The following is an 11423-nucleotide window of genomic DNA, read 5'->3' as shown; positions in this document are numbered from 1 at the left end:
AAAATCAGAAATGTATCATGGACAATGCTTTGAAGATGCAGATAAATTGATTGAAAAAATAGAAGAATATATAGAATACTACAACACCAAACGGATTAAAGCCAAATTAAAAGGCCTGACTCCGGTTGAATATCGAAATCAGGCCTTACAAGCCGCTTAATCAAAGTGTCCAACTTTATGGGGTCACTTCATATGAGAGGTTTTTTATTCAAGTTGTTAAAGACTTTTTATGGCGGCATGTTGCTCTTGCAATTTGGCTTTATCAGCAATATAGCCTTGTTGTTTTTCTTTCTCTTTCGCAACGACTGCTGCTGGAGCTTTATCTACAAAGCTAGCATTAGATAATTTATTATCAATACGCGCAATTTCACCATCAATACGAGCGATTTCTTTTTCAAGACGAGCTAGCTCATCTTCTTTATTAATAAGTCCAGCCATTGGAATGAGGAGTTCGGCACCATCAACCAATTTAGTGACTGATAATGGCCCTACTTCACCTTCATCTAACAAGACAATTTCTGATAATCTTGCTAATGACTCGATAAACGTGACATTGTCACTAATTATACGATGTACAGCTGGTGATGCTTTTCTAATCAATAACTGTAATGGTTTGCTTGGTGCTATATTCATTTCAGCACGGATATTACGAACCGCAATGACAGCGTCTTTAATCCAATTGATATCGGCAACCGCTTTATCATCAACTAATTTGCTATCAAATGCTGGCATTGGTTGTAACATAATGGTATCAGCTTTGATTGCCATTAATGGTTTGACACTTTGCCAAATAGCTTCAGTAATAAATGGAATGATTGGATGTGCCAAACGTAATAAGGCTTCAAGTACCGTTACTAAGGTATGACGAGCTGCACGTTGTTGATTCTGATCACCATTTGCCAATACTGATTTAGTTAACTCTAAATACCAGTCACAGAACTGATTCCATGTGAATTCATACAGGATATTAGCTGCTAAATCAAAACGGTAAGTATCAAATGCTTCTCGATAGGTTTTCACGGTTTGGTTAAATTCCGCTAAGATCCATTTATCCGCTAATGAATAATCTAGCTCTCCACCGTTAAAGCCACAATCATGATCTTGGGTATTCATCAGTACATAACGGCTGGCATTCCATAGTTTATTACAGAAGTTACGATAACCCTCTAAACGTTTCAAATCCCAATTAATATCACGACCTGTTGATGCAAGCGCGGCTAAAGTAAAACGTAAGGCATCAGTACCATGCGCTTCAATACCATTCGGGAACTGTTTTTCTGTACGTTTAGCAATTTTTTCTGCTAATTGTGGCTGCATCATATTACCAGTACGTTTTTCTAATAAATCAGCAAGTGAAATACCATCAATCATATCTAAAGGATCGATAACATTACCTTTAGATTTAGACATTTTTTGCCCTTCTTCATCTCGAATTAGCCCGGTCACATATACCGTTTTAAACGGTACTTGTGGTTTACCATGTTCATCTTTAATGAAATGCATGGTCATCATAATCATTCGAGCAACCCAGAAGAAGATAATATCAAAACCTGTCACTAGCACATTAGTTGGATGGAAAGTAGCTAAATCATCAGTCTTTTCCGGCCATCCTAAAGTTGAAAATGTCCATAGTGCTGAAGAAAACCATGTATCAAGAACATCATCATCTTGAGACAATTCGATATCTGCTGCAAGATTATTTTCACGGCGAACTTCAGCCTCATCACGGCCAACATAGACATTGCCTTGATTATCATACCAAGCTGGGATTCGGTGTCCCCACCATAACTGTCGTGAAATACACCAATCTTGAATATCATTCATCCATGAAAAATACATATTTTCATATTGTTTAGGCACGAATTGGATATCACCATTTTTTACCGCTGCAATAGCTGGTTCCGCTAATACTTTAGCTCTTACATACCATTGATCGGTTAACATAGGTTCAATTACCACACCACCACGATCGCCATAAGGGATAGTTAAGTCATGCGGTTCAATTTTTTCTAAAATACCTTGAGTTTCACACTGCGCAACAACTAATTTACGCGCAGCAAAGCGTTCTAAATTCTGGAATTGTGCCGGAATATCGGTTGTGTGTGCAGTACTTGGCTCACCATTAGTATCAAACACTTCAGCTTGAGCACGAATGTCACCATCAAAAGTTAAGATGTTGATCATTGGTAATTGATGACGACGCCCTACTTCATAGTCATTAAAGTCATGCGCAGGAGTAATTTTTACACAGCCAGTACCTTTTGTCATATCCGCATGTTCATCGCCAACAATCGGAATTCGGCGATTAACAAATGGTAATATTACAAATTTACCTATCAAATCTTTATAACGAGGATCTTCTGGATTAACGGCAACACCTGTATCACCAAATAATGTTTCAGGGCGAGTTGTAGCGACGACTAGATAATCTTTGCCTTCTGCAGTTTTAACACCATCTGCTAATGGATAACGTAAATGCCACATTGAACCTTTTACTTCACGATTCTCTACTTCAAGATCAGAAATCGCTGTACGTAATTTAGGATCCCAGTTAACTAAGCGTTTACCTCGATAAATTAGGTCTTCTTGATAAAGTCTTACAAAAACTTCTTTAACCGCATTTGAAAGACCTTCATCCATAGTAAAGCGTTCACGATCCCAATCAACCGAATCCCCTAAACGTCGCATCTGTTTAGTAATGCTACCACCTGATTCTGCTTTCCATTGCCAAATTTTTTCGATAAAAGCTTCACGACCATAATCATGGCGAGTCTTGTTTTCTTCAGCAGCAATTTTACGTTCTACCACCATTTGCGTTGCAATGCCGGCATGATCACTGCCGGATTGCCATAGAGTATTATTGCCTTGCATACGATGATAGCGTATTAGCGCATCCATGATGGTTTGTTGGAAAGCATGTCCCATATGCAAACTACCAGTTACATTTGGTGGTGGAATAGCAATACAATAACTTGGCTGAGATTTGTCACCATTAGGCTTAAAGTAACCACTTTCCTCCCAATGTTGATAAATAGGTTGTTCGATTTCTTGTGGATTATAAGTCGTGTTTTTCATAATAAAGCTATCAATCCTAATTCAAGGCATAAAAATGTGGTTATTCTACCGTAAAATGATTTAACAATAAATTACTAGACGAATAAAGTGTTTGATTTAATCAAATTTAAATCAGATAACAATGAAATTAGTATAAAAAAACCACTTATTAACAAGTGGTCTTAACGTTATAAACGATTAGAATGGTAAATACTAATGATGATAGATAAAGTTATCAATCAATCTGGTTTTACCAATATAAACTGCCAAAGCACATAAACTATCTTGATTTAAATGATCAACTGCGGTTAATGTTGCATAATCAACAAATTCAATATAATCAATTTTAGCTAACGGCTGTGTATTAATGATATTTTGCATCGCAGTTAAGATGGTTTGTACTGATTTTTCACCAGTTTGAATCATTTGCTGGGCACATTCGATTGATTTATACAAACAGGTAGCGGCTAAACGTTCTTGTTGCGATAAATAGCTGTTGCGAGAACTTTTGGCTAATCCATCACTTTCACGCACAATTGGGCAACCGATAATTTCGATGTCAACATTAAGATCGTTTACCATACGCTGAATAACCGCTAGTTGTTGAGCATCTTTTTGACCAAAATAGGCTCGATCAGGTTGCGTGATATTAAATAACTTAGTAACCACAGTACAAACGCCTTTAAAATGGCCTGGTCGCTTTTTGCCGCAAAGAGCATCAGTTAGGCCATTAACATTCACATAGCTATTAAAATTGGCATCATACATTTCACTGGCTGATGGACAAAAAATCAAATCAACCCCCATTTGTTGACAGGCGTTTTTGTCACGTTCTAAGTCTCGCGGATAACTGGCTAAGTCTTCTTTCGGGCCAAACTGCATTGGATTGACAAAAATGGTGACAATTACTTTTTGATTATCTTGTTTAGCCGCAGCCATTAAGCTCTGATGACCTTCATGCAGATACCCCATGGTTGGCACTAAACCAATGGTGGCACCGTTTCTACGCCATAAATTAACCTGCTGACGAACTTCATCAATAGTTGTTACAACTTTCACAATTATTATCCTTTCTGGCTATTTAGAAAATTCAGATTTGAGTTGAGTCATAATCGCACCGTCAATAGCAAACTCATGTATTGATGCCGGGTATTGTTGCTGTTTTACCTCTTGGCAATAATCGGCAAATGCTTTCTTCATTTGATCACCGATTGGTGCAAAAGATTTAACAAATTTAGATGATACACCATCATACATTGACAACATATCTTGATAAACCAACACTTGACCATCACAACCATGACCTGCACCAATACCGATCGTTGGTATACTAACAAGTTCAGTGATAAATTTAGCTAAATCAGCAGGTACACATTCGAGTAAAATAGCTGCAGCACCAGCTTGTTCAACCGCTAATGCATCCAAAATAATATCTTTAGCTGCTTGGTAATCTCTACCTTGTACTTTGTAACCTCCTAATGCTAATACTGATTGTGGCATCAGACCAATATGGGCAATAACGGGAATCGATGCTTGAGCGATCATCTTAATATGTTCACAAAATGCTCGTCCACCTTCTAGTTTAATAACCTGTGCATTGCCTTCTTGGATCAAGCGACCAGCATTATGTACAGCATCATAGACAGAAGCATGGTAAGACATAAACGGTAAATCCGTCACAACTAACGCGTTTTTAGCGCCCCTTGCCACTGCTTTAGAGTGATGAATCATATCTTCCATGGTGACAGAAACCGTACTTTCATACCCTAGCATCACCATTCCTAATGAATCACCTACTAATAAACAATCTACACCGCTATCGTCCATTAGTTTTGCGGTTGTGTAGTCATAAGCAGTTAACATGGTGATCTTTTGTTGATTTTGTTTGCGTTGTTGTAAAGTTAAAATTGTATTTTTCAAGATAACAGCTCCAGTTCTAATTGATGATAGTCCTTATTAGGATGTTTTTGGCGACTAAGATTAAGTAATACTGTCGATAATTGTTGGTATAAAGGTTTTATATCAGCAGGTATGTTGAGTAAATGTTGTTTTATAGTATTTGCATCATTGCGCTCAACCGGACCAGTTAATGCATTTATAGTACCGACATTACAAATATTTTTGGCATTCGCTAAAAATAGATTATGCCACGCTTTTTGGCAAAAGTGAGGATCTAAACCACATTGTGCTAACATATCATTGCCAACTTGAGCTAAGGCGATGACATGATTACTTAGCATAACGCAAGCCGCATGATAAAGCGCTTTATGTTCTGCCGATAATACTGCTATAGCATTAACTAACGGAGACAATATCGGATGTAATTTAGCTAATGCTAGTGAATTATTGGCTTCTAAAGTGAAAGATACCTTAGCCATGTCCTTGTAGCAGGTAAAACGATCATAAATTGCCGATAAAGGATGTAGCGAAAATGCCAAAGGATGAACATTCTGATCGATAGTAAATAACTGCGATGTTAGCAAACCACTGCAATGACCAACTAATTTATTCTCAATCGGCAATCGACTAAGCATTTGCCATACAGAACTAATTTGACTATCCGGCACAGTCAAAAATAGACAATCACAATCCGCTACTAAGCTAGATAAAGTTAAATATGCTTCACTGCCAGTAAATTCACTTGCTGCTTGTGTTTGTTGATAATCACGACAATAAAAACCAGTAACTTTTATACCACAAAGACTAAAATATTTAGCCAAAGTACAACCCACTTTACCTGCGCCAATAAAACCAATATTCATCTTTAATAACAAAAATTAAACGATGCGGCATTATAGCCTAATTTGATGTAGATTCAATTTTTAACCGGGAAGACCAAGCAATATAGGATTAACTATGATTAAAAACCCCTCTTCTTAATTTTTTTTGGGGGAATTTGCTGTGGGACTTTTTAAATAGAAGAATTTAATTTGTTGTCAGTTTTTTATCTCGGTAATCAATTCTAAACCGCTTTATAAGCGGTTTAGAATAATGTAAATAATTATTTACCTGGATAAAGAATAAATGGAACTTTTTGGTATTGCTTAGTTATCTTATCCCATGCTTGTAACTTTAATATACATAGGAATTTTTTCTCCTCTTGGGTCGGTATTGCCCCAATCGATAATAAATAATCTTTACCTTCTTTTGGTATAAAAACTAATTTTTTATTATTCCACTTACAGGTAACTCTTTCAGTATAACCTCGTTTAAACCAGCCTGGCTCAACTCTTTTATATTTACCAACCGAGGTAGTAAAAATGAAAGCTTTGCCGGGTCGAATATTCAGTTGATTAATTGGTTTAACTAAATCGTCAGGAACAACTATTCCCGGTATATCGGCAACTTTATCAGCATAAAATTTACTACCAAATAGGTAATAAGTTAAATAGCCAGATTCATCTCGCTTTTCTTGATTATAAACTTGTAATCCTAAAGTATTAAAATCTCTTGAACCGACTTGAATTACCGTAATTCTAGCTTTGGGTTGTTTACCTTTGGGTTCAATATCAGAATACTGTGTGTATGTAGCTAATGAATCCTTATTTGTGACTAAATTAGCCCTTTGTGCACACGAAATCATCAATAGACTAATGACCATGGTTAATAATAATTTTATAAATTTACTCATCCTTATTCCTCATGTCTAATAACAAATTTGCCTAAAATGTTGAAAACAACATTCTAAAATGATGCTGATTGCTCACTATCGAACCAATAGTGTTTTTCAAATATTATTTTTTTCGCAATGCGTTGTAAAAATTTAATAACCAGATTATTAATGATTTTTTATAATAATCCCTTATAGTAAGGAGATTAATATTAGATTGTTGAAGAAGTTTTTACTATAAAATAATCCATAAACAAGTGCTATTTTTTTAATTATTTAACTCTTTTACAAACGCCCTTATAATGAATTTCTGTAGTTAAATTATGTGTAAATGGATTTCTCGATGTTTCCGCCAAATCGCAATTAAATTCATTGTTAGAAACATAAGTTCTATAAGTAGCCCCTGCTGAAGTAGCATAATCGCCAATTTAAGTACCAATATCGACACAATGAGAAACATCTTTACAATATGATATATTCTTTACGAGTAGTAAAATCTATTTGTGGAATATAAGTATGTTCTATTAATACACATCTTCTGTTTTATAAGTAAATCCTCTACTTTTTTGTGACTCATCTAAATTGGAAAAACTTTTTAATATATTCAATTTGTCATCTTTATAGAATTTTTGTAGAAAATCTATAAATTTACATTCCCATTGGTCAACCAACATATCTGTGGTAACCTTTTGGTCTTCTTTACACTCAAAGAGTGAGAATAGCGATATACATATAACAATTAATTTTTTTATCATTTTCCTCCTTATATAACATTATTTAATTATCTATTATATCAAAAACAGCATTAAATAATTAACAAATTCATACTTTGTATTAACAAGCATCTTTTTAGATAATTTTGTATTTGTTTCTTTATTTCAAAATTATAATAATTGATATGCTTATTATTACTAATTAAATCAAAATACTCCTTAAAAAAGTCTCCCGCCTAAAACTGCCCGATTATGATTTTAATCAATAATTAATAACAATAATAAAAATTTCTTATTAATTAGGAAATATTATCGCTATATGGTAAGGTAATCTTATTAGTAATTTTAGGATTACATTATGCTGAAAATTATTAGTCTTTTCTTTTTAACTGCTTTAGCTGAAATCTTTGGCTGCTATTGTGTCTATATTTGGTTCAAAAAAACAGCATCTCATTGTTTTTTGGGATTAGCTATACTAAGTTTAATGTTATTTGCTTGGTTACTATCATTACATCCAGAAGCAAGTGGCCGTATTTATGCTACCTATGGCGGTATCTATATTATCGTATCAATGATTTGGCTTAGATTGGTTGATAATGTTAAATTGTCTAGTTTTGACTTAATTGGCGCGGGTATTATTTTATTGGGAACTGTGGTTATTATTTCCGGCTGGCGCTCATGATTTTATGAAAAATAGTTAACTAACTCTGATTATTTAAGTTTTATCAAAAGCTTTTGCTAAAAAATAAAGGAAATTTTCTACTATTAATATTCACCTGTTACAGTAATTATTTTAATTACCATGCAAAAATAATTATAATTAAATATTTTTCATATGGTTATTTTAATAATTGAGCTAAAAGATCGTCAAAACTGATTCAGTTAAGATAATATAAAACCCTCTGATGAGGGTTTTTGACTATTTATTATTCTGGTTTTGTTATCTCAACACGTTTATCAAAATCTTCATATACCAGCGTTTCCCCATTTTGAATCAACGAAGATACCGAAACATCAGATAGATTAAATATTTGATTCTCATTAGCTTTTAAATTATACCATGAATAAGGAAGGTAAGTTTTATTATTTGCCAAAACACCATGAACAACAATATCTTGATCTTTATTAATGTCATTATTTATGGTTATTTTTATTAATGGATTTATATCAATAAATGATGCTTTTTTTTGACGTTCAAAATTCTGTTTTAAATTATCTGACATTTTAATTACCATTCCACCACCAATATCCGTATTGGTGATTTGAATACCATCAACTGGATTTTTACCACCAACCGTTATCGGAATTTCAAATAACGCTTTTGAATCCATTTTTTCAGTATAACATTCAATATATTTAGCATTATTAAACACTTTAGCAATAGCTTCTTTAGCATCCTTTACATCTGAAGACTCTTGTCTTGAATCTTCATAACTTTTACATGACATAACTTCAACAATTAATTTTGATTGTACTGTTTTAGCCGATTCACTGTTAATGTCACTTAGATTTACAATTGGGGCTAGCTCGACTTTACAGCCAGTTAACAACGTAACTATTGAGAGTGTTATTAATGCTTTCTTCATATGTTATTTCCTATTCATGTTTAAAAGCGCAACAAAGTAACAAAATCAAAAAACCATTTCAATGTCCGGTATATAGACTAATTAAGCATTACTAAACAACTTTGATAGACTAAATAATTATTACATTTCATAACACTTTGTATAACTTACATATTTATAATGTCATTGAAATTGAAATTCATTTAAAAATAAATTTAATAATTGTCAATTTTTCCACGTCTATGAATGTTCTATTTACAATTAAAAAAATAGCAAACTAACAAATAGAATATGCTTAATTTTTTTTAATTTAAGACTAAGGTGTAACACAAGCAATACGGTATATATCTCCATATTGATTAAAGTCATACAAAAGCGGTATACCAAAATTCAAATGATTAATGATTGGTTTGCCATTATTGATTGATACGGTTGCATTTCTTGCTTGACTAGCGGTTAAGTAATAATAAGAATCCCAATCACTGCCCGGATAGCCTGAGCATTGAAGTGAATATTGCGTTGTCGCATACCAATCATTAACCATGCACCCCCATTCGCTATTAATTCCACCTATCCATTGTCCATTATCTCGATAACTTAATTGACGAGAATACCATGTACCATTTCGATTGGGGATACCAATATTCCATCCATTTTTTGGACTCAATGTATTAACATAATCGTTGACTTCAGCCAAACGATAACCAAAACCAAAATTACTACAATATTCCTTAGCCTTATTTTGAGCAGCAATAACTTCAGACAAAGACGATGTACTCTTGGCATAATTGACAACTGGTTGAGGAATGTACCATCGCATTAATCTAAATTCATACAGTAATTTAGTTTTAGCCCTATCAAGATATATCTTAAAAGTGGATGGTCTAAAAAGTTTATCATTTGAATTGTAACGAGGACCGTTTAGCGTTACTTTTAAAGCAGGTTCGATTATTCCAAAGGAACCACCGAAATATTCCCATTTTTCAGTCGAGCCAGCACTAAGGGATAAGGTCACATTTCCCCCTTCTTCTGCATTTACTGTTGGACCATTAGCATTTAAGACAGTTTGTGGTTCAACGCCACCAAATATTAAGTAAAAATAAAACCCATGAGAGCCAGTGCTGGGAAAGTTGTTCTTCATCACCTGATTTACCCCATCATAATCACCACTATTCGAGGCATTTATAACTTTATATCCTCGGCCTGGTATGCGTGTTACTCCTCCATCATTTGATAAATAACCTTCATCCCATAATGCACCTGATACGTCATAACCTCCTGATGGAAGAATTTGATTATGATAAACCAAACTAGGTTGAGCATAACAAGTCGTTGCTAATAATTTATTCGGTTTAATGTAATAAGAATGGCTGCTAGAGGGAATAGTGTTTTGTTGGGGATCACCATAAGGTGTGATTAGTGTGGTATCAGTGGCAGTAATGGTTAGTTTATACGGGCCATTACAGTTATTCATTAATGCATTAATATTTTGTTGAACTATTGGCGTAATGTCATAAAAAGTCGATTGTCCAGGATACGGTGATTCCCACTTTAAACTGAGATTACCTGTTGCTGTGGCGGTAAATTGTCCAGTAGTATCGTAACCGTCACCATCATCATCGCCAAAATAACTATAAGGTGGTTTTAATAACTCCATCATATCTAATTTTGGGTAATTCGCATTACCGGCGCTAGGTAAAGGAACAAAAGTTTTGATACTAGCAAAGGTTTCCATGTCTAATGGTAATTCTATTGGGTTATTGAAGCTAGAAGTATCTTGTGAAGCTTGGATAGTGGTACCGTCTGATAAATTGATCCAAAAAAAATCATCAAACTTATCTAGTTTGCTGACACCATTATCAATAGTAAAATAGGGTTCATGGCCCTGAATGGCGTTGAATGTCGTTATATTAATTACATTTAAACCATAAGCATTAGTCGCCAGAATAATATTAACAATAAAGATTAAACGACTAAAATCATATAATCTTTGCGTTAATAGTGGCCTTTTGGAATATTGATTAAGTAAATGAAATAATGAGTAATATCGAATATGAAATCTTGTGGTATATCTTGCAGATTTAATCCCGAAATTAGTCGCTAATTTTCTAGTAGCGTATAGATATGTCATTAACCGACTGTATTTTAACATTTGTAAGGCTCCACCTTATGTTTTTATAAAAAATAAAGCACGGACAGAAGTTATAAATGGTTAAAAAATTCAGTTATTAAGGTATAAAGATAGTAATAATAAATGTTAAGTAATTAGAAAAATATACAACAGATAAAAACTGTCGTTTTTGTATGACGGTAAAAATATTGATAACTTTATAACAAATTAGACGCTTTCAAGTACTTTGAAATTAAGTATTGTTTTAATTTGTTTAGATCGGTTTATTACTTAGGTTTTATATAAATAATACGAGTGGTTTGATGGTTCTAGAACTTAATTGATAGATCTTGTTATATAGGGCTTAAATA

The 11423-nt window shown here is 33.7% G+C and carries 10 protein-coding genes; 2 read left to right on the top strand and 8 right to left on the bottom strand.

The annotated features are described in order from the left end of the window. The first annotated feature begins 10 nt into the window (after positions 1-10). On the top strand, positions 11-160 hold the full coding sequence (locus tag B6D18_RS11430) for an IS3 family transposase (RefSeq protein ID WP_086364279.1): 150 nt from the start codon (positions 11-13) through the stop codon (positions 158-160). Between the two features lie 56 nt (positions 161-216). Here the strand turns inward: B6D18_RS11430 and B6D18_RS11425 are convergent, their stop codons facing one another. The 6 genes from B6D18_RS11425 to B6D18_RS11400 all read right to left on the bottom strand — a co-directional run bounded on the left by B6D18_RS11425 (position 217) and on the right by B6D18_RS11400 (position 7419). Then, a complete protein-coding gene (locus B6D18_RS11425; protein WP_086364561.1) occupies positions 217-3075 on the bottom strand; it encodes a valine--tRNA ligase in 2859 nt (952 codons plus the stop codon). 192 nt (positions 3076-3267) lie between these two features. Further along, entirely contained in the window at positions 3268-4113 is an 846-nt protein-coding gene (panC, locus tag B6D18_RS11420) for a pantoate--beta-alanine ligase (RefSeq protein WP_086364560.1), read from the bottom strand. Between the two features lie 18 nt (positions 4114-4131). After that, complete coding sequence (panB, locus tag B6D18_RS11415; RefSeq protein ID WP_086364559.1) at positions 4132-4974, bottom strand: 3-methyl-2-oxobutanoate hydroxymethyltransferase; 843 nt, start codon at positions 4972-4974, stop codon at positions 4132-4134. Then, entirely contained in the window at positions 4971-5816 is an 846-nt protein-coding gene (locus B6D18_RS11410; RefSeq protein ID WP_086364558.1) for a Rossmann-like and DUF2520 domain-containing protein, read from the bottom strand. The genes panB and B6D18_RS11410 overlap by 4 nt, the downstream gene beginning before the upstream one ends. 239 nt (positions 5817-6055) lie before the next feature. Further along, on the bottom strand, positions 6056-6685 hold the full coding sequence (locus B6D18_RS11405; protein WP_086364557.1) for a hypothetical protein: 630 nt from the start codon (positions 6683-6685) through the stop codon (positions 6056-6058). Between the two features lie 503 nt (positions 6686-7188). Further along, positions 7189-7419 (bottom strand): hypothetical protein, encoded by a 231-nt coding sequence (locus B6D18_RS11400; protein WP_086364556.1) that lies wholly within the window; start codon positions 7417-7419, stop codon positions 7189-7191. A 316-nt stretch (positions 7420-7735) separates the two neighbouring features. Here B6D18_RS11400 and B6D18_RS11395 point away from each other — a divergent pair, with 316 nt between their 5' ends. Next, positions 7736-8059: a YnfA family protein gene (locus B6D18_RS11395; protein ID WP_086364555.1), complete on the top strand. Its 324-nt coding sequence runs from the start codon at positions 7736-7738 to the stop codon at positions 8057-8059. Positions 8060-8303: 244 nt separating this feature from the next. On the opposite strand, the gene B6D18_RS11390 is transcribed toward B6D18_RS11395, so the two are convergent. After that, positions 8304-8963, bottom strand: a complete 660-nt coding sequence (locus tag B6D18_RS11390; protein WP_086364554.1) for a hypothetical protein — start codon at positions 8961-8963, stop codon at positions 8304-8306. Between the two features lie 295 nt (positions 8964-9258). Further along, positions 9259-11094 (bottom strand): hypothetical protein, encoded by a 1836-nt coding sequence (locus B6D18_RS11385; protein WP_144063990.1) that lies wholly within the window; start codon positions 11092-11094, stop codon positions 9259-9261. Between the last annotated feature and the right edge of the window lie 329 nt (positions 11095-11423).

Origin of the sequence: Gilliamella sp. A7 (genome assembly GCF_002142015.1) — a bacterium.
Lineage (GTDB): Bacteria > Pseudomonadota > Gammaproteobacteria > Enterobacterales > Orbaceae > Gilliamella > Gilliamella apis_A.
The sequence above is the reverse complement of the archived record's forward strand: the minus strand, read 5'-3'. Positions and strand labels throughout refer to the sequence as shown.

Excerpts from the sequence above, each read along its gene's own strand:
- B6D18_RS11430 (WP_086364279.1), top strand. The coding sequence starts at position 11 with ATGTATCATGGACAATGCTTTGAAGATGCAGATAAATTGATTGAAAAA.
- B6D18_RS11425 (WP_086364561.1), bottom strand. The coding sequence starts at position 3,075 with ATGAAAAACACGACTTATAATCCACAAGAAATCGAACAACCTATTTAT.
- B6D18_RS11410 (WP_086364558.1), bottom strand. The coding sequence starts at position 5,816 with ATGAATATTGGTTTTATTGGCGCAGGTAAAGTGGGTTGTACTTTGGCT.
- B6D18_RS11405 (WP_086364557.1), bottom strand. The coding sequence starts at position 6,685 with ATGAGTAAATTTATAAAATTATTATTAACCATGGTCATTAGTCTATTG.
- B6D18_RS11400 (WP_086364556.1), bottom strand. The coding sequence starts at position 7,419 with ATGATAAAAAAATTAATTGTTATATGTATATCGCTATTCTCACTCTTT.
- B6D18_RS11395 (WP_086364555.1), top strand. The coding sequence starts at position 7,736 with ATGCTGAAAATTATTAGTCTTTTCTTTTTAACTGCTTTAGCTGAAATC.
- B6D18_RS11390 (WP_086364554.1), bottom strand. The coding sequence starts at position 8,963 with ATGAAGAAAGCATTAATAACACTCTCAATAGTTACGTTGTTAACTGGC.
- B6D18_RS11385 (WP_144063990.1), bottom strand. The coding sequence starts at position 11,094 with ATGTTAAAATACAGTCGGTTAATGACATATCTATACGCTACTAGAAAA.